This window comes from Sporosarcina pasadenensis (genome assembly GCF_047228845.1).
Lineage (GTDB): Bacteria > Bacillota > Bacilli > Bacillales_A > Planococcaceae > Sporosarcina.
Map to the genome: position 1 here is coordinate 41025 of NZ_JBFEGM010000004.1, position 25098 is coordinate 66122.

Below are 25098 nucleotides of genomic sequence, written 5' to 3' on the forward strand. Positions count from 1 at the left end.
TTATGCCACCCCCTTGTCTGCATCCCCCAACTTCTCGAAGAACGTAAATCCGTTTTCTGTACGAGTCTTCATGGTGAACTTCTCGCCGACGGATAGATGTTTCGTTTGTTGAACAGCCTCTTTTCCTTGAGCGAAAACCATCGTTTGAGCATTACTGGCGACATTCTTCACATACATCTTCGCGAAGGAAATGCCGGCTGGTGTCGTACCTTGCTCGTACTTTTCCATGATGAACGTATCTAATGATTCGGAAGCTGTTTCTTTTTCCTGATGAACAGGTTCTTGAGCAATATCTTTTTGACCCGTTTGCATTTCAGATTCAGATTGTGCAGGGTTCTCGTTATTCTGGATAGAAGTGAACTCTACAAGGAAATTGAAACCACTCTCTTTTTTGATGACCATAGATAACTCTTCGCCCATCGGTACTTGGCTGAGTGATTCGATCATTTCCTGATTGCCTTTAACCAGAACTAGGCTCACTTCTTTGCTCTCTTTATCCATGACATTCAATTTTGCAAATTGAACATTTTGTGGACTTACTCCTTTTTCAAAACTTTGGAGAATGAATATCCCCTCAACATTTTGGTCCTTCGATTGCTGAGCAGTTGCCTCGGCAGCCTGTTGATCATCTTGACTATTGCTCTGCTTTTTAGGGGCTGAAGAAGAATTCATAGGTACATCCATGTTTCCGCCATTTCCGTTATCACCCTCTTCAAGAGACATTTCCTCACGGGTGTACAAACCACCCAACGGGAATTGACGACGTAGCACGAAGACCTCGGCAATCTTCTGGATCATCGCGGAAGGCATCCTATCCCACACATTTTTATTGCCATATCGGTTATTCAACTCCCCGGAGTTGGCTTGAAAATATTCCTGGAAGTCGACAAACACGGCTACCGGTCTGAATCGCTTATGATGCATGACTGCATAAGCGCCAAGGATCTGGCCCCGCTTCTGACCGAACTCGTGGCGCACGGTGCCTTCAGATGGAATAAACTCAAACTTATCTCCTTCCCGAACGACATTGGCAACGGGCGGTCCGACATATCCATCTTGGGTGGTTGCAACACGTAGAAGGCCATCTCTCGTAGTGATGAAGCTAGTCACGGGACCGTTTTTAGTTTCATACCGTTGGAACACAATATCACCAAGCAAAGGATTTAATCCAAAGGTCTCGCACACTTCAATATAGTGGTTCGCCTCTTCTTGCGTCCCATTTGTCGGCTGAACAAACCTGCTCCAAATCAATGATTTCTGCTCATTTGTAAACGACAACACTTTTTCCATTTCAACCATCTCCTTTTATAGTTTTAGAAAATAAAAAAAGCCGAAATCACCCGTAAGGGATCAATCGACTTTTAATAAACCATTTCGATAGAAAACGAAGCTATTTTGTTTTCATGTTTTTTACGCAGCACCCCTTCTGATTTTTTTAACAAAAAACCGATCTCTTCCAAAATGGAATCAATCGGCTTTTTAAATATATATCACGCAATTAATGCGTAAATATCAAATGGTGTATATCTATTTTTGACGCAAGACGTCTGCCCGAGTTTTCAATTGATATAAAAACTCGAATACAAAAAAATTATGCCGCATCTCCTTAAACAAAGCAAGGTTTAACGACTTTCACCTGGAAATTGGTGACGTAAAAACTAATAATATATGTCTACATTATATCCAGTTAAAAAAACGATAGCAAATCCAACGAGGGCTACACTATAGAGGATAGTAAATGAAACAGGTATCCAAATTTATGTATACTACCCTAGCTGCTCCCTATTATACATCGGTTTTATCCACAGAAGAAAAAAAGAACCCTAGCGGGTTCCTATGTATCGTCTATTCGTACTAATTACCATTGATAAGTTCTAAGAGCTCGAGTGGATAGTCTCCTTCTTTAATCCAAGAGAGATCCTCCGCTGACAAGCGAAACCATTCACCGTTCATCCGCTTCTTTTCAAAATGTCGGTGCAGCCACCCCTCCACTTGACGGTCGAAATTTGTGGGAATCAGGTGCACCACCTTCAACCTGTAAGGATTCTTCGCGCCTAAACCATTCGGAATTCGTTTCATCGGGTCTTTCGCTTTCCCAATCTTGATGAGTCCGTTCCCCTCTTCTTGAATTACATAGACATAACCTAGCTCTCGTTCGTTGTACAACTCATAGAAAGTAAGTTTTGCCTGCCTCTTCGCTGCTTTCTCCTTGCTAGTAATCCCGAACTTTTCAAAATCGAGGACCCGATTGATGGAATAAATCATCTTCTGAACCCATTTCTTTTGCGTTTCACTGTTGTAAGATAACAGCTCCTGCCTTCTTTTTTCAATTCGCTTCTGACGCCATTTGAAAATTCTCAATACAATCAATAAAATTACAACGGATGCACCAATGAAAAAGGATCGATTTTGCGTGTAGAGTTGCCAAAGGATTGAGACTGCAAAGAATAGAGCGAATGCAATGAAAAGTATTTGTTCCGAAGTAGAATTTTTGCGTCGTCTTCGAGTCATCTTCTCACCTCTTAGCCAGTGTCTCCATTTCCGAAGTGTTTAAACTATGGGGATAGGCTAAAACCATCACAATTATTTGATTAACGGTCAATAGTTGAACAAGAAAAAAGAACCGTCAAAGCAGCTCAGATCTTCAAATAAAGCCCGTTAGTTGAACAACTTAGAATGTATAAACTTTAATTTAAAGGTCCGTATATATCAATAAAACTTCCAGTATAGGCATCCATAACAATCGTTGGCTCAATGTCATTGTATTTTATTGTTACCTCCCACTGCATTCTATTCGTTAATTGATTCCAGAACCCGCTCTTTTGATTTAGCCAGCACTAACGTTTTCTATTGGGATTTCCTTTAAGTCAACATAAGAAATTGACTTACTCCACTCTTTTGGTGGGTTTTGCAAATATCTTTCTGCATTGGTTATCTCTTCAACTGTACTCATAATAGGCGACTGATATATGTATAAAAACATCATTGCCATTACAACAACTAAGCCTAGCAATATCTTTTTCAAGCGGACACCTCCATGAATAAGTTATTCAACTCTTTATTGAACTAACCTGCTGTGTTAGTTCAATAAGGATAAATGCTTTACTCCTTCTTGAAGTAAAGCACCCGTTAGTTGAATTAGAACAGCGACGCTTATTAAACAATCGTGCCCGATAATGACATAAGTATATACCATTAATTCCCATTACCATTAATCAAATTATAAATATAATCATAGTCAAACTTGGATTCCTCAATTTTATAATATCCACCCTTGAAACCAGGTATATTAGAACTGAAATGGAGGAAAGTAGGGTTTCCTTCAAGTATATCCGAAATAAGGATCACTTTATGTTGGTCAAACTCTAATTCACCTGTAAAATGTGTTGTATCTTCTTGCTTAGAGAACCTTTTTAGCGCTGCCTTCTGCTTTAAAGGTACTAAATTTAACTCGCTAAGGTATTTCAAAGCTTCGTCACAACTATTCGTGTCTTGGCATTTTACATCGACTGATTCACCACCATCAGGGTGTTTTGTAAAATGAAAACCAACCAAGGATTCAGATGCGTACTCTTTAATAGGATTGTAAGGAACCGTATAATATATAATACTTTTGTAAACATAAAACGATAACAAAATTAAGACTACCGCAAAGACTGCTGAATACATAAACTTCTTCTTCATCTTGAATCAATTCCTTTCAATTTATCATTAAGTTATTGCCAGCCCCCCACAAACTGGTCCGATAATGAAAAACGGACGCTTCTTTGTGCCGATTAAGCGCCAGTTTGCAGTTATAAAACAAACAGTTAATTATCCAAATCATCGTCAAGCCAGGATTTCTTCTTTTCCCCTTGATTAGACGTTTTATCGAGAGATTGACCTACAACAGAACTGTTAATACCGTCTTTGACAGCTTTAAAAATTACAAGATATAGGATGAATAACCCTGCAATCCAAATAACAATCATTCCAAAAACTTGACTTGTCATTATTTATCACTCCAATTCTTCTACAACAATTTGGCCCGATTGTTGAACACAAGTTAAACAACACTGTTCAACTAAACTTCTTTTGTTGAACATGAATAAAGGGCCATCTAAGCAGCTCTGATCTTCAAGTAAAGCACCCGTTAGTTGAATACTGAATCTATCCTCGAAACCGACAATAACAAGTGATAGTAAATATTAGACGCTATAAAACAGCATAGTGAAAATGGAATAATATCTTCTAGATAGATCTTTGGATTAAGTATACTTAGAAAAACAATACCAAAAAGTATACCAGCTAACGAATATAAACCTAACCCGAAAAAGTAACGTGTCCATTTTAAACTTTTGTTAAACTTCGCAACTAACTTATCAATAAAAATCGAAAGAGGTAATCCTACCAGAAAAAAAACAGGTCCAGCATAAATAATGGCTAAGGAAAACGTTTCTAAAAAACCAGAATAATAAACATTAGGTTCCCGTTGAGAATTAGGTACAAAGAAATACCAGGAAAATATTGTTGCAAATAAAATAGCAGATAGTGCTGCTGTTAAGAACCTTTTCATAATTTCACACCTCCATAAACCATTAAAAGATTTAGCTACTTTACTTTAAATTCATTTTATCATTCTTATTGAATTAAACACTGCCCCGTTAGTTGAACAAGGAATTATTTAACTTCCTTAATTTTAGAAACAGGAATTTCAATTTTTGTTCCTAATACATCATTTGAACCTAAGGAAAAATCAGCAATAGCTTCAAATTCATAAGTACCCGTCTTTAATTTAATTTTTTCTATCCCTTTAAATTTTACTCTGTGAGGCTCATTTCGAATCAGTGTTGTTGTTAATAATGGTTGATCCATAGCACCAAAATATTCAAAATCACCATCAAGTTGATAAACATTAAAGAAAAAAATACTTCCACCATGATATATATCTTTTTCAGCTGCTTCTCCTATATAAGTAATGGTGGCATAAACATTTAGGTCTTTTTCAACACTTATTGATACTCTGAAATCATCCACCTGTTTAGACTCATTCATAATTTTCGATTTACCACTTACACTTTCTTCATTGTTGTTATTTGTTACACAGCCAAATAGCCCAAAAATTAAAATTATAGAAACAATGATAAATAATCTTCTCATCGTTCCCACCCCCTTTTACGATTAGACGGAATCCTAGTCGATTTGTTTCATACTAAACTGCTACGTTAGTTGAAGAAGATATGAGCCCCAAGCAGCTCAATGATCTTCAATTAAAGCAACCGTTAGCTGAAGAAGAGCTAAGTTGTTATTTTTTCACTGAAGTTATCTTTATAAGAAAAAAAGAAATTGCTAAGGAAATAAACCCAAATATAAAGACATTTAGCCAAGATATTTCTAGATTGAAAGGAGATATTTCCTCCATATTATAAGTATATAAGGACCACCATTCATCCCCTGCCAGAAAGACAGAAGCAAACAACCAAACACCAAATAACATAACGGCATTTACCAACCAAAGAATTATTTTCATGTTTCACTCCCAAATTTAGACGTTTAACATTTAATTCATATTAGCATTCTTGTTAAACTAAACTGCTTCGTTACTTCAATAACTTCAAATCGAGTAGGAGGGAGCGATTAACTCCCGACCTCTCACACCACCGTACGTACCGTTCGGTATACGGCGGTTCAATTAAGATTGTTGACGCAAAGCTTCGTAACGAGATATTAGACTTTTGAGCCCTCGGGAACTCCAGTAGGAGTTCCCGAGGGTTCTGTGTAGTATAGGACTTTTAGAAATTCTCCAGTAGCTCTTGCGTGAATTTCCCCATTCATATGCCTTCCTTATCGGGATGCCTAATCCAATGAGTTTCCGCGTCTTTGTACTAGGTTTCTTCCAATCCTTCCATATACACATCCGGAGTCTTCTTCTAATCCAGGAATCGAACTTAACGAACACGCTTGGCGTGTCTGCCAAAGCGAAATATCCACACCAACCCATAAGGTATTGGTTAAGTTTGTTTATCCGATATTCCATGGAGTAAGGTTTCTTCCTTGAAGTGATTTCCCGGATTTTATTCTTCATCCGTTTCACACTTTCCTTGGCGATTCGAACCTTCGGTTCCTTACCACTCGTGAAACTGAATCCAAGGAATTTCCTCTTCCACGGACGGTCAACTGCGGATTTATTTAGATTCACCTTCAACTTAAGCTTTCCTTCGATAAAAGAGGTGATGGAACTCATGACCCGAATCCCTGCTTTCTTTGTTTTCACATAGATATTGCAGTCGTCAGCGTATCGGACAAATTTGTGACCTCTCTTCTCTAACTCTTTATCCAGTTCGTCAAGGACTATGTTGGAGAGAAGGGGACTCAATGATCCTCCTTGCGGAGTACCTTCTTCACTGTTTGTCACGAGACCATTTATCATGATGCCCGATTTCAAGTATTTACGGATCAACTTAAGAAGACGCTTGTCTTTGATTCTTTTCGCAAGTGTCCCCATGAGCCTGTGTCATGGTTTACCTTGTCAAAGAATTTCTCCAGGTCTATATCGACAACCCAACGATTTCCTTCCTGTATATATCCTTTCGCTTTCCTCACTCCGTCATGGGCACTTCGATTTGGTCGAAATCCGTAACTATGGTCTGAAAACGTAGGGTCGTATAGGGAAGTTACCACTTGGGCTATCGCCTGTTGAATGAAGCGGTCTATCACGGTAGGGATGCCTAATAGACGCATGCCTCCGTCAGGTTTCGGGATTTCGACCCTGCGGACAGGTTGCGGTTCATAGGTTCCCTGAAGGAGTTCCATTTTCATGGAATCCCAGTGTTTCAGGAAATGCTTCCGTAGGTTTTGTACAGGCATCTCATCCACACCGTGGCTTCCTTTATTGCGCTCCACCCGTTTTAGGGCAGAAAGCAAGTTTTCACGTGATAGTATTCGCTACATCAACATGTGTTACGCCTCTTTCCGTGAACAACGGTTCTTCTTATGCCAGTCCTGCTCCACCATCCCGAAGTCCCCAGTGGGATTCACCACTTCCTCCTTCGGGCATGCCTTATCGGTTATCTGTGTTCTTCACAGGTTGCTGAATGCCAAGATGTTGTTCTCTCTTAATTGTTCAGCCCTTCCCATTCTTCTCGAGTTCGAATGGTACTATGGCTTCTGCTGACTTCTGATTGTTCAGCTATCCATCACTGGATAGGTTACCAAGTGTACTTGGCGTATCAATCAGACCTCCCCAGGTAAGAACGTAGTCTTTCCCTCCACCTATCTGCTTCATCTACTACATACGACCTTCGGCAGAATGGGCTTTGTCTTGTTTGGCAAACTCACCCAATCGTATATAGCCTTATATGAAGTTCGTGTTCCTCAGACCGGAGGTTTGCCGCCCACTTCCTTCAGATTCCACGTCGCCATGGACACCCTTGCGTTAGGCTAACCGCTACTTCTGCCTTCGCGGTTCGGGACTTGCACCCTATAGACTACGCCCATGCTGGGCACACCAAGAAAACCCAGCTTGTTTAATTCGGCTGGGGTTTGTTTTGCTACATGAGTTTCAACTTCCGGGTAGATATTCAGCTTATTTCTATAGCATTTAGTTTTGAAAAACACTTGGCGATTTCCTCCTTCCAAAATAAAGACAATAAAAATAACACGTTTCATTCAATGGCAGAAAGGAACGTGTTTTCTGTGGTTAACAAGCATTATTTGATTTAACATCTAAAAAGCCAATCAGATTATAATGGATCCTTACGCTTGTTCAACTAAAGCACCCGTTAGTGAAAAATATTTATTATTATTCATCGATTTTATGCCACTTAAGATCTTCGCTTAAAAGCACATTTGTATCTTTTGGGTAGCCGTAATAATAAAGCTTTTTATCGTCATTATTAAATGCTACTGGGTAAAGAAAATCTATTTGCTTACTAAAAGGGAACAAGAAAGAAATACGTTCTCCTTTGTTTACTTCCTTTCTTTCCACATAAGGCTCGACACCCGCCTCTATATATGCGACTTCTTCATCGTATGAGATTACACTCAATAAGGTGACTTCACCATTACTAGTGATAACGCTCATACCTCCAACCGTTTGAATTTTATCAGAACTATACGGAATATCGGTTGATACACTACTACGAAAAAACACACCTGACTTTTCAGATAGTACAGTTTGATATCTTTCTTCTTCAGCGATATTAAATAAAAAAATACCGAATGAATCCGTTTCATATTGTTCCATCAACTCTGCATCTTTTGGAAGGTGAGAATTACTTTTAGCAGCACTTAACGCCGTAAACCTATACCCACTTAAAAAAAATATTAATGTGATTACAATTAACAATGGTATTACAAACTTCCGATTTTTCACTTATATCCCCCCCTAAAGATTCCTTCTCCTTTTGTTCAACTAAACTGCTGCGTTAGTTCAATTAGACATCCTCTCTAAATGCCTCATTCCGTCTGTATGCATTAGTTATCTTTCATCTTTATTGTGGGGCGTATAAATGATCCAAGAAGTGTGAAGAAAACTCCGATAGAAATCATTATGCGAAATATAAGTACAGATTCTAGATATCCCAGTGGATAAAGTACGGAGCTTGTCAATATACCTAAACCAAAAAAACTTATACCAATGCCAATTTGTGTTCTATTCATTGCCTTGCCACCCCTTTTTAGAGACCATGCAATTTAAATACTAGGTATACTGCTTATTTTACCTCTAACATAAATTTTCCCAAATGATTGTTATCAATATACACAGAAAGTTCCCACAGCCCCGATTTTCTAAACCCAGCATATGACGGCAACGTTTTAGTCGCTCCTAAGTTAGGTTGAGTAAATCCATTATTAAACTCCCACGTTGCATTTTTTATGTTTGGTCCACTAAATAATATAGGGAATTTTTCTCCCGTTTCTAAATGAGTTCCTTCTACACGAAATACTCCTTTGATTTCATCCGATTCTCCCTAAAAATGCCATACAGTCTTTTGAAATTCATTTTCTTTAAAGTTGTTGTTAAGGATACCTAGCTTACCTTTTACACCCACAAAAACCTGATTTTCTGAAACAAATTCATACGTTAAAGTTTCAATTAAAATAATTGAATTTTCCTCATTGAGTTTAACGTATTCATTTTCGTTCTTTACAATTTCGCCAATATAAACCTATAATCCGCAGGATGTTCCATATGAACTTTTGTGTTTTCCCATTCAATATCAAATAATATCTCTTTCACTTTTTGGACTTCAGCATTATCCGTAATTTCTTTGAAGTCTTTATAATTTTTTTCATCATCAAGTCGTATTTGAACTTCTATTTTTTGTTCCTTATTCACTCGTTCATTTGAACAACCAGAGACCATTATTAAAAATAATCCTATAAAAGCTAAGAGTAAACTTCGAGTAATCAAAATATCTCCCCCAATAAATTAGTGGACACTAAATAAAATTTAAATTAACCTGCACCGTTAGTTCAATATATTCAACGAAAAAGGTGCGTACTCCTTCTTGGATTAACGCACCCGTTAGCTTAATAAATACTGGACTGAAGTTTAAGGATTACCGACTGTTAGTTTAATAAATTAGACTTCTAACAGCTAAATTGGAACCAACCAGTTTCTCCCGGGAAATCCTCTCGGGATAAGACGTTCCCAGTAATTATTTGACGATATGAAGTAATCGTACCATCGTGGGAAATGATGTAGACTCTTTCATTATTTAGTTTTTTACATCTCCTAATAAAACTACGTGCTAAATCTTCAAATGTTTGTTCAGCCATAGTATTAATGCCATTGCTCCACAATTCAGCCGAAGACTCCAAATCCAAATCAAAGGTTGGAAATTCATTTTTTATTCTTTCTAAGCTAAGGATTTTATCACAAGGTAACGTCTTTTTGTAAGGGAGAATAGGAAACATTCGAGGAGATACTAATGGGCTAACAATCTTACGACAATTTACATCTTCACTAAAAATGGTCGCTGTTTCCAATGTTCTTCTAATTGGGCTAATGAAAATGACATCCTCTTCAATTAACTGGAATTGAGCTTTTAATTTTCTTGCTTGTTCAATACCTAAAGAAGTTAATGAAGGATCTCTATGCTGTAGGCTCCTGGGCAAATCCAATGTATGCTCTCCCTGTCCGTGTCGAATAAATATTAAGTCCATCCCATAACCACCAATTCATTTTCTTTAACTAAACTGCTACGTTAGTTGAATTACAGTATTAAAGAAAGGGAGTGGCAAAGGTTAGCTTGCCACTCCCTTGAAGCATGTTTTACTTTGAAATAATGAACACGCCACCACAATGAGATATCGGATAAAATTCACACTCGTTCTCTAATGAAGAATTAATTTCATCATAAACGAAATAAAACTCATCATCATCCCAATATTCAATACTATCCAGGCGACATTTATTAAGTTTTTCTCGTGTTTCAAAAGAAATGTCACCAATGAAAATTTTGCCGTCCTTTTTGAGCAAAGGTATTAAGTTGTTTATAAAAGTTATTTTCTTTTCATCTGTTAAGTGGTGCAATGCATAGGTGCTAATTATGGAATCATACCTCTTCCCAAGAAACTCAGGAGGTAAGCTCATTGAAAAATCCCATTCAATCAAATTCGCATTTGGCATTATAGATTGTGCAATAGAAATCATTTTCGAGGAAAAGTCTACGCCATCAATCTGGTGTCCATTTTTATATAGTTTACTTGTTAATACACCTGTTCCAAAACCAATATCTAAGATATCGGAATTCTCCTTTTGCATGGCTTCGTTAAAAATAACGTTTAGTATTTTCTTATACCCGGCAAAAGGATACAGGTTATTCTCCTCACTGATCTGAACTGTTTTATCATAGTTATCAGCCCACAAATCAAACCCTTGATTGCTTAACATGAATGCCCCTCCAATGAGATTAAAATTTACGAGCATTCAAATGTTTTATGAATTACTCGTAATGAACTCCAACAAAATGATTTTTCCGGTCACAAGTAAAAAGGTTTTTCATAATTTATCACGCCTTTCAATGGAGTTGATGTAATTTTAACATTATTTTCATAATACTACAATAAGCTGAAATACAAAAAAGTTCACCAGAAGTCATCTCGTCATCAAAAATAACGATATTATACTGACCTTCAACTTCGGACTTTAATTCATCAATTATTTTTTCTTCGCTGGAGCAACCCGCTAACAAGAAAGTTAAAATCACTATGGTTGCTAGTTTCTTCACTTTACCCCTCCTCTCTTATCGGAATAATCCACCACATGTTTTTCACAATATTTAGATTTATTTTACCACACAATATCCAAATTCCTTCTAAAATTAAACGAAACGAACCTTCTCGGGTATCCTTCGCTATCGCTCAACAAAAGAAAAAAACGCTCAGAAATGAGCGTTGATATTAATTACCCTTATTGAACTAAAGCACCCCTTAGTGCAATAAGAAAATAACTCATATATTATCGAAATGTATATTAACATAACTGAAATTAGGAAGGATATTATAAGACAAATAAAAATCGTCTAACCGTTAACCTTCATTACTAAGAACGAACGAAAAAATACGGACTTATTGTGCCACAGCTGGTTCTTGCTGAACTAATTTCAACTTAACTTCTTTGTGATGCAATATATCCTCAAAAAAAGTAGCCTTAAATTTTTTTTCTGTCTTTCTATTTAACACTAAAAGACCTACTTCGAGTGTATTATTTTCTTCATCTATTCCAATTGACGTCACCATTAAATCATCTTGTCTAAACACACTATTCGGATTATCCAACTCTTCACCCAATTTCTCCTTGGCTATATTTGCATCTAAGTATTCAGTTTCCACCTTTTGATTACAAGCTATTAACAAAAAAATTATAATTAGGTTTGACATTACTAATTTTAGTTTATTTGATTTCATATTCACACTCCCTGTTGAACTAATCTGTTTCGTTAGTTAAAAAAGCTTTAATCCTTCTTGAAGTAAAGCACCCGTTACTTGAAAAAGGTTATCTATTATTTTTTAGCTTATTTGACTTTCTCTAAGGTTAATCCTTTCGGAGACTCACTCCAATATCCAAGATGAGAGTACGCTTCGCTAAAAATAATGGAAAACATTAGCTTTTCTAAACCATTATTTGATGCACAATGGATCTCTGCGATGCTTATGACGACGTACCCTCCCATGTCTCTTGGCGTCTGAGCGCTGACATTCCTTCGTTCGGTCTATTCATAAGATAGAGGCCTGCTAAGCTGCCCCAGGGACTCTTGGTCTGAGTTTTAGTACTGTGCTGGCTTCTCCGTGTCATCCTTTTTGTCATAGATAGATTGATTTGAAATGTCTTACGTTGCCGTTGCGAGACAGTGGAGATCGTTCATCATATGCCGCTCATTGAAATGAACTTTCTTCTTACAAATTCCATGTAGCACTTTCAGTAATTTACCGCATAGCACGACCATCGATTGTTTTCCCCGTAGGGGATTTTGTTGGCGAGTCGTGTAGTATTCATGTAGCCGTTTTGTGCCTGATTAGTGGAACGATGACTTTAAATAGAACATTCCTTAACCTCTTCCGCCCTCGTTTAGAGATATGTTTTCGTCCCTTGTGTTGTCCAGAAGAATTTTCACGCAATGTTAATCCCGCGAGTTTGATGAGTTGGCGTGGATCTTCATAATCTGAAAAGCTACCGACTTCAGACAGTAGATCAACGATTGTAGCATCCCCTAAGCCGGGTACAGTGGAGAGGTATACATACTCTCCTGTAGACTTAGCCAACTCGGCTAATTGGCTATTTACCTCTTCTAATTCTTCCTCTAACAATCGGTACTGACGGATGAGAGTGGCGATTTCGAATCGTGCCATCTGCGATCCTTCCGTCAACCCGATAGATTGGTTGGCTACATCAACCAGAAGTCTTGCCTTTGGTAATTGCGGCGCTCTCATCCCCTCTACCCGACGATAGAGAAAGACTAACTCTTCAGCCGTCTTCCCTATGATGTCCTGTGGCAACGGTGTTTTTTTGAGGCTCGCCAAGTCCTCTGTCAGCTTTGAACGAAGTGTAGAGCCAATTCGCAACTCCGCCTCAATATCCTTTAGAATGCGGGGATAGCTGAAACGCCCGTCCTTCATGAGCCGAGCAATGACTACTGCATCTTTCTTATCCTTTGTCTGTAAGTTATCATCCAGTTCCTTTGAACGCTTGACGTGTAATTGGTTGACCATTACAAGCGGGATTCCATAGGAATCCAAGAAATAAGCAAGGTTCATCCAATAGTGGCCGGTAGGTTCAATCCCTACGATAACATCAGTTTTCTCATGTACTTTCATAGCACGAAGTACATTTTGATATAATGCTTCAAATCCTTCTTTGGATTGATGTACGGCAAAAGCTTTCTCAAGTATACGTCCGCGTTCATCTACAAAGCATGCGTAATGAGTACTCTTGGCGATATCCATCCCGACAATTAATGTGTTTTCAGTTACTTGATTTAGCCTTTCATTCCACTTAGAATACATAGAGTAGTCCTCCTGTTTGATGATGGGTCAATTCCACGTTGACACTCAGCATCATACAAGAGGGCTCTTTTTCTTTCAAGATGGCGCAAATCCTTCAAACAGGAATGCTGCTCCGTTAGTTGAACAAGAAAAAAGAGCCGTCTATGAAGCCCAACAATCTTCAAGTAAGCCCCCCTTAGTTCAAGAACATGAACTTACTTTTAAAGTTTCTAGTGAATCGGTCACTGACTTCCATGCCGATGATGACGGATCAATAACCATAAAATGTTCCACCTCTGGAAGTACCACCAAACAAACTTTATCGCCCTGTTCAATAGCCTTACGATGATACTCAACACTCAAATCAACTGGAACATGGCGATCTAATTCACCATGAATTAATATTTGTTCGACATTCAAAGGCAACAATTCTATCGGTGAAGCTAGCCTATAACGTTCAGATACTTCAAGGGGTGATCCGCCAATAAATGAAGCTACTGGACTAGCCATCCCTTTTTCTTCATGGATTTCCCACATCTTTCTCAAATCCACAACCCCTGCCAAACTTATTACACTCCGTATAGGTATAAGAAGAGTATTACCGATCCCGTCCGTTAGAACTTTGTTATACCTCGATGCCAGCCAAAGGGCCAAGTGTCCCCCTGCTGAATGCCCAAGAATAACCACCCGTGAGAGGTCGAGCTGAAATCGTTCCTCAAGTTGAGTGAGGTGATTCACAGCATCTATAACATCTATAAATGTTCCTGACCAACCCCCACCATCTTCTCCGACTCGACGATATTCAATATTCCAAGTTGCATAACCACGACGAGTCAAATCTTCATCAAGTGGTGTGTTTTCTTCAAGACCGTATTTTGATTGCCAAAAACCACCGTGAATTGTAACAACTACTGGACTGAGTCCAGAGTGATCTGGCAAACGCAATACACCGAATTGGGACGGGTGATCTCCATAAGGTATATGAAAAAATTTTGTCAATATAAAAACTCCCTTCTAACGCCACCTCTTTAATTCAACAAGAAGAACCACTACTCCTCTTTATTGAACTATCCCGCTCTTTTAGTTGAACAAGAAAAAAGAGCCGTCTAAGCAGCTTAACGCTCTTCAAGTAAAGCTACCCGTTAGTTGAAAAACAAGTTCTTGGTTGTTACGAGACATAAACGTTGAAGACGTCTTATCATTTAACAATCTATATACTTTAAGAAGTCATTAAATTGTCGGAATTCGTTTTCCGTACTTTATATGTTATGCTACACTGGATTAAACTGGGGTTTTTGAATAATTTGCAGTTTACTCTATTAAAGACATCGAAAAAATAGGTACTACAAGGAGTGGCATCATGTCTACAAGTTCATTAGTTAGTTTAAGTAATACGGCATTATATATTTCGTTTTTTATCTACTTAATAGCAATTATCCCTTTGGGCTTATCAGTAGGTACGAAAAGAAAGTTTTTTCCAAAACTCGGAATAACATTAACATCGGTTGGTTTTGTTTTGCAAATTGTCTACTTTATATCAAGATGGTCCGTTGCTGGACACGCCCCAGTAAGCAACCTGTATGAATTCATGACTTTCTTTGCCATTATGCTCGTCGGAAGTTCCCTGATTATGTATTATTTATATCATCAAATTGTAATTGGACTGTTCACCCTTCCGGTTGCACTCATAATTCTGGGCTATGCTAATGCATTTTCGAAAGAAATTACGCCCCTTATCCCGGCGTTACAAAGTAATTGGTTAACAATACATGTACTTACAGTAGCCTTTTCCAGTGCAGTGTTATCTATTGCCTTCGTGTCAGGTATTATCTATCTATTAAAAACAGTTAATCCTGCCGAAACGAGCAAGAATACTTTCTATCTAGAGCTTGTCATGTATTTTTTAGTTGTAGTAGTAGGCTTCATTGCAACGACAAGCACATTCGGTGCGATGGGTTATAATAAAAACCTACAATTTGAAAATCATGAATCAAAGATAGAAGTATCCAATTATAAGTTACCGACTATTACTGTTCCTAAAGACTCTAAAGTTGTTCAAGCAAAAGATGCTAACTCTTACAAGGTCGTCGATCAAAAAAATGGAGTGATAGAGATTCCTAATTCAATTGATGCACACCAATTGAATACAATAATTTGGTCTTTTCTGGTAGGGACCGTGCTTTATATATTGTTACGTCTCCTTACGAAACGAAAAGTCATCTCTCTACTAAAACCTCTCACTAATAAAGTAAATGTTGAAACAATGGATGAGATATCCTACCGAGCTGTCGTCATTGGTTTTCCTTTGTTCGCACTAGGTGGGCTAATTTTTGCAATGATATGGGCACAATATGCTTGGAGCCGATTCTGGGGTTGGGATCCAAAAGAAGTTTGGGCATTGATCACCTTTTTATTTTATGCTGCAATGCTACATTTAAGGATTGGAAAGGGTTGGGAAGGAGAAAGAACTGCTTGGATGGCAATCATCGGCTTCGGTCTTATTATGTTCAACCAGATCTTCGTTAATCTTGTAATTGCAGGACTACATTCCTATGCCTAGGGAATGAGAAAAAAAAATTTGAAAAAAGAAGAGGGATTTACTCCTTCTTCTTTTTGATTTGCTCTTGTAACTTCTTATTGAACTAACCTCCGTTAGTTTTTAAAAGTGTGCTCGGAAATATTTATTCCACCATACAATAAACAAAATGTATAACATTAATGCCACCCCTATGGTAGCCACGTAAAAATACCAAACTCCTAAATTGACCAGTTTTATCATTAAATAGCTTAGGAGTGCCGACAACCCCACTCCTAATATATGTTGAATGATTGTAGAAGGTAAAAATTTGTAACTTACTTCGTAAAATAAAGCTCCAATTGCAGCACTCATAGCCGCTGAAAACACAAGCATAGAGAAAACTGTTAGATATATTATCATAGAAATACTCCCTATAAATTTAATAGCTCAGCTTGAATGAACCGTGATTTTATTATACAACATATTCCAATATGAATTCTATAATTGGTATACTATTTTGTATTTCCTTTAAGGAGGATCCGAAACGTTCGGCTCCTCCTATTGTTTGTTCCTTCGCTCTCCATATCCCTTAGCATAAATCACCGTATAGGCAGATAATATGGAGAGGGTGATTAGAATATGCTAAAAATAATGATTGGTCATATTGTTGGTTTTGAACGTGAACCCTCGCCTTATCAAGTAACTTATAAGGCTGTTACTTGATATAATTAATTCTTATTGGACTAATCCGACTTCCTAGTTCGATAAGCCATATATTTCTTATGAACTTAGATATCTAGGTGTTGTTCAACATCTGCCTGTTGCCTGTTTGTTAATAAAAATTAACAAACTATTCTTTATCATTATTTTTTACATACGATTATAGCAAGTATCCTGTTTTACTCCAAAATAGAATATACCCCACGATTATACAAATTATGATAATATTCACACTCTATATTCTTTCATTAACAAACTGACCATTTTCATCAAAAAAATAAAAGGGATTTTGAGTATCCTCAATATCCTTCAGCAAATCCCCGTCAACAGTAACCCTCATTTTAAGGGTATTAGCAATTGGCTTTATTGGCTGTAGATGCTTAATTGATTCAGTAATAACGATAAGTCGCTCGTCGAAATGTTTCCCATTCCATTTAAAATACATGAGCAGATCGTTTATCTCACCTCGTACTACATACACATAAATTTGTTTGCCTTGAAATTGTATGGCACCAATGAACGGTTCCTGTGTTGGCTGAACTTTTGATTCCGAAAAATGTTTATATAATTGAAAGAACAGAAGACGTTTCAAAACATCTTCTGTTTTGTATTCGACCCAATAATTACTTTCATAACAATCATCCAGCCCGGCAACGACTGCCCCATTAATTCCTAAAGTATAAACAGGTTTGACCTGCTTGTTTCGATGGATTTCATGACGAACAATTTTCTTCTCGGCTACCATCCGCTTTATTCGTTTCTTATCTAAAGAAAATAACCGGGTAATTTGGTTTCCGCCAATTAATCCAACAGCTGCTAGTGCTTCTAACGCCTTGCGTTCTTTCGGTGATTCTCCATTCACAAAAGGCGATCGTTTAATATTGGATGGTATTCGTGTCCAATGCAAGGACCATTTGTGCGATATAGAATATGGACTGATATCCATGTGAAGTTCCTCCTCTAATTTATATTGAATAAGGGACACGTCGATTTGACGCACCCCATTGTTATTTACAGCACCCGCGTAATACGAGCACGGATTTGCTCTTTCTGTGCATCAGTTTCCAATACACGGACAAGCACTCGATCACCCTTTTTAACATTTTGAAATTTCAAGTGACGGGCCAATGAATCTACACCTGCCTCCAGGTTAATAAACACACCGTATTCGCGGACACCAGAGACCGTGCCAACGTATTCGTTGCCAGAGGTATATCGACCAATTGAACGGAGCCAAGGGTTATCCTGCAATGCCTTTGCACTGACAGTCACGGTCTTCTCTTCTTTGTTAATTTCCAACACTTTCACTTTTAGGTGGTCACCTTGCTTGACCTCCTCGGTTAAGTCGTCAATCCAACCATACCTGATCTCTTCGAGAGGAATCTTCACTTCTATACCTCCAATATCTGCACGGACAAGTGAGGGGCTGACACTGCGAACAACTGCAATGATTTCGTCCCCAACTTCTATTTTCCTTAGCGTGATTGCTGCCATGTGATCTAATGCAGCAGTTCTCGAACCTGTGAAAACCTCCGCTTCCCTGTCATAATTCAAGACCTTGAATGCAACGGATTGGCCTGTCATGGCACGTAAGTGACGAAGGTTGGCTGCTCCTGTAAATTCCATAGGAATGTATCCCCGAATATTCCCTACACTCACCACTGCGCACGGCTTATCAAGCAGTTTCTCAATACCGACGATAGGTGCTTGGATGATGGAATTGTTCTGATGTGCACCATAGACCTCTTTCCAATCCTTATCAAAGTTATTTACCGCTTCCACTTTCGACGGGTCAAAACCCTCAATTAATACTTGTACGTTGTTTTCAGCCATTTCAAATCTCTCCATTTCATTAGTTTTTGTGTTTTAAAAGTAATAAAAAACCACTGCCCTTAATTGAACAGTGCTGGGAAATTGAAAACCTTATTTTTTTGGATTGACATAAGGAAACAACTACCGTTTGCATCGAGCCCTTAATCCCAAAAGCCGTCATTCGATTTGATTGCACTCCCAGTTCGTTTCTGTTCTTCCTTAACCTCCTCTTCTTTGGTGACTAACACTTTTACGTTTGGCATCGGTGCAGGTTCAGCCTCCTTTTTATTTATAGGTCGGAACATAATTTCGTCTCGTTCTACCTTTTCTTTTTGTATAGCGGTAGGTGATTTATCACTACTTATTGCCTCGAAGGAGTGCAGCGGACTAAGTTCCGGCTGGATATTGGGTTGAGCTGGTGTTTCAAATTCAAGCGTTTGCTCCGTATTTTTATCCTTAGTCGTTTTTTCTCGTTTCTTATCAATGCGCTGTCTGAACCGACTTATAATATTACTCAATTTATTGCCAGAAGCTTCATCCTCCCACTCCCTTAGCTCTTTCCAATTGCGTGGAACAAATTGTCCCTTTGCCAAAGCGGGCTTCTGGGGTGTGCCATCCCGAAGAAGCTTATGAACAAAATTGAATCGAGGTATTCCGTCCTTCAAATCAGTTGGATCGAAACGGTATTCTTCATCCTCTGTGTCACGATATGAATCTGGAAACAAGCGGGGCAGCAAGACACGGTTCTTGTAAGTGCTCTGCCTCATAATGACCTTGTCCTTGCCGAACTCCTCCGCGAATTCCTTTGCATCTTGTGCAGAGATGCCCCCAAAACAAATTTTGTTTCTACATGATGTAAGAATCGCTTGCTTCATTGCCCTAGGACCAAGATTTCCCGACTCGATTTCAAGTTGGCCGAGCGATTGAGTCGCAAAGATACCCGCTACCCGATATTCGGCAGCGAGTGATAAAAAAATCTCAACGTCTGGATTAATGTATCGGCTGTATTCATCTACAATTAAAAAATGGGGGATACGTGTATCCTCCGTTCCCGGTCTCCTGAATGTACCGTTCTGCAGGTGCATGATCATAAATTGACCAAAGGCATCTCCGGCTTTTCTAAGCTTACCAAGTGCCGTATTGACCGCTAGGACACCGCCTGTTTCCAAATGTTCATCAATGTTCACATCGCTCCTTCCTGTCATGATGGTTCGTAAGGCTTCGTTACTGACAATGTTTTCAAGTTGCGCACGTAAACCTATAACGAACTGCTGGTACTTCTCACGCATGCTGCCGAGCAATTCCGATTCAAAGAAATGAACAAGATCTGTCATTCCGTCCCTGTGCTTGAGTTCCGCCACTTTTTGCTGTAGGACGTGCTGGTCACGCAACGTATTCATCACATCGATAATATCCATGTCGTCCCCGTGCAGTTCTTTCAGCAATTTGGTGACATTCCGGGCCGACAGTTCCTGTACAGTTGCAAAGAATGCATCCTGCTTGCCGAATAACCCTTTCAATACTACGACCGTCGCCTCCGCCACAGTATCGGTTTCTCCTTCCATCGGATTGAAACTGGCAGAATCGGTCTTGTTCGGGTCTACATGGATGCAAGGGATATCCATTTCGTAACACATTTCATTCACCATTTCAGCCACATCTCCTTTGGGTTCAACAACGGATAGCCCTAAAGGGACACCTCTTTTCTTTTGAAGCAGCAATTGATAAATCATCGGTTTCAATATTGTAGCTGTCTTACCGCAACGGGTCGGTCCAACTGCCAACATGTGAGTAAAACAGTCACTTCCCTGCCATACAATAGGCATTCCCATTTGACTCACCTCCTCTCAATGTCATTTCTTTTTCCAATCACACTTGCCGAAGAATTCATAAATCGAATCCATTTTGAAAGGCGTGCGTTTTGTATCTTTAAAACTGAAAAGGGTGTGGAGTGTTCTAGAAATCCTGTGTCTTAGTAACTGTAAATCCTCTTTACTCTGCTGTTTAACCTTCAAATGATTTGATTGATCACTCACCTCCCACAACAGTTCAGGTAGTCTTTGAACATCGTGTGAAATACGTTGAATCCAAAACCTCATCTTCTTGCTGTAATTTTTGGTTTTCAACGTTCTTAATAGCTGGATGGAAGTTTGAAGTACAAGAAAACCCAGCTCATTTAATTCGGCTGGGCTTTGTTTTGCAACGTGGGCTTCAACTTCCGGGTAGATGTGAAGCTTATTTCTACTTACTTTAGTTTTAAAAAACACTTTGCGATTTCCTCCTTCGGTAAAATGACAATAAAAATAACACGTTTCATTCAATGGCTGAATTAAACGTGTTTTGTATAGGTTTGCAACATGTTTTTTATTTATCATCTAAAATATAATGAGGTTGTTTTAAACCTTACACTGCACCCGTTAGCTGAAGAAGAACTAAGTTGTTATTTTTTTTACTGAAGTTATCTTCACAAGGAAAAAAGAAATTGCTAAGGAAATGAATCCAAATATAAAGACATTTAGCCAAGATATTTCTAAATTGAAAGGAGATATTTCCTCCATATTATAAGTGTATAAGGACCACCATTCATCCCCTGCCAGAAAGACAGATGCAAACAACCAAACACCAAATAACATAACAGCATTTACAAGCCAAAGGATTATTTTCATGTTTCACTCCCCAATTTAGACGCTTTACATTTAATTCATTTTAGTATTCTTGTTAAACTGAACTGCTCCGTTAGTTCAAGAAGAAAAAAGAGCTGTGTGAGCAACTCAACGATCTTCAAGTAAAGCACCCGTTAGCTTAAAAAGTGTAAATGGCAACAAAAAATGCAAATGTAGCCGCAAGGATAGAAAATATCGCGCTTGTTTTCTTTTTTGCTTGTAGTTCCGAAACCCCCGTAACCAACATAAACACACCTAAGAACAATATCATATATGGCATAAACTCAAAGTTTTTAGTAATTAGACCATAACCTGCTAATGCTATAACAATAGCTGATAAGATAACTCTTAATACTTTCAATATTTCCACTCCTCCCATTAAGTCCCTGTTCAAATTCTATCATATCATTTAGAACTCTATTTTTTGTTATAAAAATGGAATTCCTTATTGAACTAACCTGTCACGTTAGTTCAATAAGAATAAAGAGCAGTCCAATGATCTTGAATGAAAGCACACCGTTGGTCGAGGATGCTAAACTCAAAAAATACTAGTGTAGCTGTTATTCCTTGTGCAATTCGAGATTAATTTTAATGATTTACCGCTTGCAAGCCCTCTTTAGACACCGCCACGCCAAGATATTTTAATGCACAATGGAGGATCTTTCTTTTTCTTCTTCTAATTCTTCTAATACAAAATCAATAAATCGATCAAGGTAAAGCTGTACGCCTAATTTTGCGATTGCCGAAACGTTCTTCCCATACATTTCCGCTACTAGCTTGAGTTTTTTCATTTCGTAATCATTTAGAGTTACAGTGACCTTTGTTTTCATGCATTTAACCCCTTTACTATTTCCTTTGATAGCACGGATGTTGACGAATTCTATATTGATTATCAACATTAGGAAAACAATTTGCAATGGTAATTAAACGCAATTGTGATTACCCTTCTTCAATAAACCTGCCTCGTTAGTTCAAGAATAAAGGGCATTTCTCTAGCTATAACACACCAGAAGTTTCCTAGCCATTCTATAAACAGAATTATATCTTACATTTCAAAATATTCCAATGCCACCTCAACCCAAATAAATATACTGCAATTTCAACTTTTGATCAATTATCATCATTATCAGTTGATGCACCAAGCACGATTCTGACATCACCCCGTTTTATTCTCTCCCTTTCCTCCTTACGTTTTTCAAAATAACTTTTGTTCGGCTGTTGCTCAATTCGTTGGTTGCCACGTTTCTTCTTGTATGATATTTCGGCCCGGATGAAGACAACGTTTAAATAAACAGCAACTGTCACAAGCAACACCAAAGTCATTTTCATCATCGTTAATCGAGAAAGGAACTTTTCCATATTCCACGCTGCATGAACAAGGCTCGAAAGAAACATGGCCGCTAACAGGGACAGTGTCAACGACATTAACCTATCCAGTTTCTTATATTTCTGTTGTTGAAGTCGCCTAACGATGAAATAGATGACCGTGACTGTTAACCCAGAAATAAGGATCAATTTTGATGTCGGGATATAGACGGCATTGTACATGGATGTAATGCCCAATGCTGCCGTTAGAAAACTAATCGCCACTATAATAACTTGCAATAGAATCAACCCTTTCTGCTTCGAGCACTCGACACTTCCAGATTCAAGACGAATACGAGTTCATCAGTCAACAGTTCGCGCATGGTTCGGTACATTCTCTTTTGCTCCTTTTTGCCGAGATGTACGGCTATTTCATTATTGAGGAACTTTTCGTGTGCTGTGAGTTTTGTCATTTCTAGTAGTTCGGGAATGACTTGATTATTGGTTTCCATGTAACTTCCCCTTTCATAAGTTAGTTTGTGTAACTACAGAATGCATTTCAAAGGACGCTTTATATAGAAGTAACGGGTTGGATTGCCTTCAGATAATCGATCAGCTCCCTCGAATCAATTTCAAGGTAATCGACATGATGGATTTCGCCTAGTAATTGTTCGTGCATGCGCCTCGTCATGGAAGTGGTAATCAGGAGCACTTTACGACCGTCCATTTCGTACATTTCTTTACGGTATTGACGGACATTGTAGATTTTGACCAAATCGGTATCGAGTAGATTCACGAGATACTTTTCCTCACCTTCGTGACGGATGATTCGCTCCAATCCATCGTATATTTTCTTTCGGGTATCTTTAAAATTAGTTTTAAAGGATAAGTCGTATACTTCATAGTTCTCCAGAAACCTCATAACGTTTTGTTCATCTTCAAAATGGCGCAAATAGTATTTCGCGAACGTGTACGGGAAAACTTTCAGGCTTTGGCATTGGACGATGATAGACGTATTGGTTGAAAGGTGCTCGACGATTGTCTTGTAGCTAGCTGCGCTTTTGGCGAACAGGATGTAGTTTGAATTGCTGACATCCATCAGTTCGCTGGACACCTTCATAAGATTTTTCATTCCTACGCCGTGAAGAAACATGTAGAAGAGATATTCTGTTCCTCTTGGACTCTTCAGCATCCCTTGTACATTCGCTCCTCGGTTCAGTTTCAATTTTGCTTTCACACTTCTGCTATCTTCCATTTGCCAACCATACGCTTCCAAATCGATCATAACGTCATTGGTGGAAAGAAGGAAAGGTAAGTGACGGACGTTGATGCGTAATTGGTCTGCTCGCCGTTCAACAGGCACCCCCTGCTCTCGCAAGCAGGAAATACCCGTCTCACTGATACGGTGATATGAGCCTTGTCTGTTCTGATTCACTAGATAGCCGCTGATTGGATGCGTGCTGATCAATCTGGAATTCCGCAAGATGCGGAGTTTCTTGTACGTGTACCACCGTGACAGTTCGTAGCGTCGCATGATCTGCTCCGTACTCAATGCACGGTATTCGTAGAGTCCCGTCAGTATCGCAATATCCAAAGGTTGGAGTATCTTCACCACCTGTTTTTTGTTGACCCGCGTCATTGAATCCTCTCCTTTCGTTAATTCGTAAGGGCTGTTTATTTTCGGTCACTTCTACACGGTGTTACGAATTGCCTCAACTAAACCACTTGAATTTGTCCAATTCGACTGAATTTCTGTAAAGCCACTTCCTCCGTAATTTCAAATTGGAAGCAACGGGTACAATATAATGCTTAAATCGGGTACAACATTGCATTTTGATATGAATCCTTATATTGCACCCGAAAATGCCGTTAATTTGTTGGGTACAATATAGCAGAACCTTTCAATCGGTCAGCCCCAAAAATGAGTAGCTATGACATCCGATAATTGCTCCTCATTTTCATTGTCTTTCTCCTTGATACCATATTCGTATTTCTGCAATATCCCTTCCTTAATTGATGGGTCAGGAATATGGGCCAAGTGAAAATTTCTCTTTGTAAGGACCTTAATAAATTCTGCAAAATTCTCTTGTGACACTACATAAACCTGGACATGATTGCCTCGCGGATCCAAAAATCCGATATCCACATTCCATACTCGCCACCAGCTGTCATCACCAATTAAACCCGTGTGCCGGATTGCATCCTGAATTAGCTTTCTGTTGCGATTATCCAAATCGCGTATGATTTTATTCTCGTAATGCTGAGCAATGATAATGACAGATTTATCGAATTGGAAATCAATCTTTGAAAAATCATAAGCATCGAGGGTTGCTCTGAAATAATAGTGCCTAATCATTGCAAGGTAATCCCGGTCTTCTTCTTTATATAAAGGAAGAGCTCCCTCATAGGAAAATTGAAAAACGGGATAGTCATCGATTTCCATAGGCTTCACTTTCGCCAACGGATAGACCGTTGTCCGTCTAATTGCATTTCTGTTCCCGCCTGCCTCATTGATTCGGGACATTAGGTAAACCTTCATTCTCTCGATATTCTTCAGCTGTTCGAGCAGCAACGTCTTTTCTTCATCCATCTATTTCATTCCTTTCTGCA

General features: G+C 38.6%; 27 protein-coding genes and 2 pseudogenes. 1 reads left to right on the top strand and 28 read right to left on the bottom strand.

Annotated elements, in window-relative coordinates; all coding sequences use genetic code 11:
• The 17 genes and pseudogenes from AB1K89_RS07070 to AB1K89_RS07150 all read right to left on the bottom strand — a co-directional run bounded on the left by AB1K89_RS07070 (nucleotide 1) and on the right by AB1K89_RS07150 (nucleotide 14469).
• Nucleotides 1–1290, bottom strand: coding sequence for a RecT family recombinase (locus tag AB1K89_RS07070; RefSeq protein ID WP_413054072.1), 1290 nt, complete (start codon nucleotides 1288–1290; stop codon nucleotides 1–3).
• 564 nt (nucleotides 1291–1854) lie between these two features.
• A complete protein-coding gene (locus AB1K89_RS07075; protein ID WP_413054073.1) occupies nucleotides 1855–2511 on the bottom strand; it encodes a GIY-YIG nuclease family protein in 657 nt (218 codons plus the stop codon).
• A gap of 316 nt (nucleotides 2512–2827) precedes the next feature.
• The gene (locus AB1K89_RS07080; protein WP_413054074.1) at nucleotides 2828–3025 is read right to left on the bottom strand and encodes a hypothetical protein; all 198 of its coding nucleotides are present in this window, start codon (nucleotides 3023–3025) and stop codon (nucleotides 2828–2830) included.
• 170 nt (nucleotides 3026–3195) lie between these two features.
• Nucleotides 3196–3684 (bottom strand): hypothetical protein, encoded by a 489-nt coding sequence (locus tag AB1K89_RS07085; RefSeq protein ID WP_413054075.1) that lies wholly within the window; start codon nucleotides 3682–3684, stop codon nucleotides 3196–3198.
• 125 nt (nucleotides 3685–3809) lie between these two features.
• Entirely contained in the window at nucleotides 3810–3992 is a 183-nt protein-coding gene (locus AB1K89_RS07090; protein ID WP_413054076.1) for a hypothetical protein, read from the bottom strand.
• Nucleotides 3993–4132: 140 nt separating this feature from the next.
• Nucleotides 4133–4555: a hypothetical protein gene (locus AB1K89_RS07095; RefSeq protein ID WP_413054077.1), complete on the bottom strand. Its 423-nt coding sequence runs from the start codon at nucleotides 4553–4555 to the stop codon at nucleotides 4133–4135.
• 104 nt (nucleotides 4556–4659) lie between these two features.
• Nucleotides 4660–5139 carry a hypothetical protein gene (locus tag AB1K89_RS07100; protein ID WP_413054078.1) on the bottom strand — a complete coding sequence of 160 codons (480 nt, stop codon included), beginning with the start codon at nucleotides 5137–5139 and terminating at the stop codon, nucleotides 4660–4662.
• A 145-nt stretch (nucleotides 5140–5284) separates the two neighbouring features.
• Nucleotides 5285–5509 carry a hypothetical protein gene (locus tag AB1K89_RS07105; protein WP_413054079.1) on the bottom strand — a complete coding sequence of 75 codons (225 nt, stop codon included), beginning with the start codon at nucleotides 5507–5509 and terminating at the stop codon, nucleotides 5285–5287.
• A 162-nt stretch (nucleotides 5510–5671) separates the two neighbouring features.
• Nucleotides 5672–6921, bottom strand: a pseudogene (gene ltrA / locus AB1K89_RS07110) (group II intron reverse transcriptase/maturase).
• A gap of 859 nt (nucleotides 6922–7780) precedes the next feature.
• Nucleotides 7781–8353, bottom strand: coding sequence for a hypothetical protein (locus AB1K89_RS07115; protein WP_413054080.1), 573 nt, complete (start codon nucleotides 8351–8353; stop codon nucleotides 7781–7783).
• A gap of 774 nt (nucleotides 8354–9127) precedes the next feature.
• The gene (locus AB1K89_RS07120) at nucleotides 9128–9394 is read right to left on the bottom strand and encodes a hypothetical protein (RefSeq protein WP_413054081.1); all 267 of its coding nucleotides are present in this window, start codon (nucleotides 9392–9394) and stop codon (nucleotides 9128–9130) included.
• Nucleotides 9395–9573: 179 nt separating this feature from the next.
• Nucleotides 9574–10149, bottom strand: a complete 576-nt coding sequence (locus AB1K89_RS07125) for a histidine phosphatase family protein (RefSeq protein ID WP_413054082.1) — start codon at nucleotides 10147–10149, stop codon at nucleotides 9574–9576.
• A gap of 109 nt (nucleotides 10150–10258) precedes the next feature.
• A complete protein-coding gene (locus tag AB1K89_RS07130) occupies nucleotides 10259–10879 on the bottom strand; it encodes a class I SAM-dependent methyltransferase (RefSeq protein ID WP_413054083.1) in 621 nt (206 codons plus the stop codon).
• Nucleotides 10880–11006: 127 nt separating this feature from the next.
• Nucleotides 11007–11216 carry a hypothetical protein gene (locus tag AB1K89_RS07135; RefSeq protein ID WP_413054084.1) on the bottom strand — a complete coding sequence of 70 codons (210 nt, stop codon included), beginning with the start codon at nucleotides 11214–11216 and terminating at the stop codon, nucleotides 11007–11009.
• A gap of 340 nt (nucleotides 11217–11556) precedes the next feature.
• Nucleotides 11557–11895, bottom strand: coding sequence for a hypothetical protein (locus AB1K89_RS07140; RefSeq protein ID WP_413054085.1), 339 nt, complete (start codon nucleotides 11893–11895; stop codon nucleotides 11557–11559).
• 422 nt (nucleotides 11896–12317) lie between these two features.
• Nucleotides 12318–13491 (bottom strand): annotated as a pseudogene (locus AB1K89_RS07145) (IS110 family RNA-guided transposase).
• Nucleotides 13492–13671: 180 nt separating this feature from the next.
• Complete coding sequence (locus AB1K89_RS07150) at nucleotides 13672–14469, bottom strand: alpha/beta hydrolase family protein (protein ID WP_413054086.1); 798 nt, start codon at nucleotides 14467–14469, stop codon at nucleotides 13672–13674.
• Between the two features lie 361 nt (nucleotides 14470–14830).
• Between AB1K89_RS07150 and ccsB the strand changes: the two genes are divergently transcribed.
• The gene (gene ccsB / locus AB1K89_RS07155) at nucleotides 14831–16030 is read left to right on the top strand and encodes a c-type cytochrome biogenesis protein CcsB (protein ID WP_413054087.1); all 1200 of its coding nucleotides are present in this window, start codon (nucleotides 14831–14833) and stop codon (nucleotides 16028–16030) included.
• Nucleotides 16031–16943: 913 nt separating this feature from the next.
• Here the strand turns inward: ccsB and AB1K89_RS07160 are convergent.
• From AB1K89_RS07160 to AB1K89_RS07210, 11 genes are all read right to left on the bottom strand, one after another.
• On the bottom strand, nucleotides 16944–17654 hold the full coding sequence (locus AB1K89_RS07160) for a hypothetical protein (RefSeq protein ID WP_413054088.1): 711 nt from the start codon (nucleotides 17652–17654) through the stop codon (nucleotides 16944–16946).
• 65 nt (nucleotides 17655–17719) lie between these two features.
• On the bottom strand, nucleotides 17720–18541 hold the full coding sequence (locus AB1K89_RS07165; RefSeq protein ID WP_413054089.1) for a S1 RNA-binding domain-containing protein: 822 nt from the start codon (nucleotides 18539–18541) through the stop codon (nucleotides 17720–17722).
• Nucleotides 18542–18681: 140 nt separating this feature from the next.
• A complete protein-coding gene (locus tag AB1K89_RS07170) occupies nucleotides 18682–20352 on the bottom strand; it encodes a type IV secretory system conjugative DNA transfer family protein (protein WP_413054090.1) in 1671 nt (556 codons plus the stop codon).
• Between the two features lie 21 nt (nucleotides 20353–20373).
• Nucleotides 20374–20787 (bottom strand): hypothetical protein, encoded by a 414-nt coding sequence (locus AB1K89_RS07175; protein WP_413054091.1) that lies wholly within the window; start codon nucleotides 20785–20787, stop codon nucleotides 20374–20376.
• A gap of 165 nt (nucleotides 20788–20952) precedes the next feature.
• Nucleotides 20953–21186 (bottom strand): hypothetical protein, encoded by a 234-nt coding sequence (locus AB1K89_RS07180; RefSeq protein ID WP_413054092.1) that lies wholly within the window; start codon nucleotides 21184–21186, stop codon nucleotides 20953–20955.
• Between the two features lie 136 nt (nucleotides 21187–21322).
• Nucleotides 21323–21553, bottom strand: a complete 231-nt coding sequence (locus AB1K89_RS07185) for a DUF3953 domain-containing protein (RefSeq protein ID WP_413054093.1) — start codon at nucleotides 21551–21553, stop codon at nucleotides 21323–21325.
• 271 nt (nucleotides 21554–21824) lie between these two features.
• Entirely contained in the window at nucleotides 21825–22013 is a 189-nt protein-coding gene (locus tag AB1K89_RS07190) for a hypothetical protein (RefSeq protein WP_413054094.1), read from the bottom strand.
• A 280-nt stretch (nucleotides 22014–22293) separates the two neighbouring features.
• Nucleotides 22294–22788 carry a hypothetical protein gene (locus tag AB1K89_RS07195; protein ID WP_413054095.1) on the bottom strand — a complete coding sequence of 165 codons (495 nt, stop codon included), beginning with the start codon at nucleotides 22786–22788 and terminating at the stop codon, nucleotides 22294–22296.
• A gap of 5 nt (nucleotides 22789–22793) precedes the next feature.
• Nucleotides 22794–23000, bottom strand: a complete 207-nt coding sequence (locus tag AB1K89_RS07200; RefSeq protein ID WP_413054096.1) for a hypothetical protein — start codon at nucleotides 22998–23000, stop codon at nucleotides 22794–22796.
• Between the two features lie 59 nt (nucleotides 23001–23059).
• A complete protein-coding gene (locus tag AB1K89_RS07205; protein WP_413054097.1) occupies nucleotides 23060–24127 on the bottom strand; it encodes a replication-relaxation family protein in 1068 nt (355 codons plus the stop codon).
• Nucleotides 24128–24397: 270 nt separating this feature from the next.
• Nucleotides 24398–25078, bottom strand: a complete 681-nt coding sequence (locus AB1K89_RS07210; RefSeq protein WP_413054098.1) for a hypothetical protein — start codon at nucleotides 25076–25078, stop codon at nucleotides 24398–24400.
• Nucleotides 25079–25098: the final 20 nt, after the last annotated feature.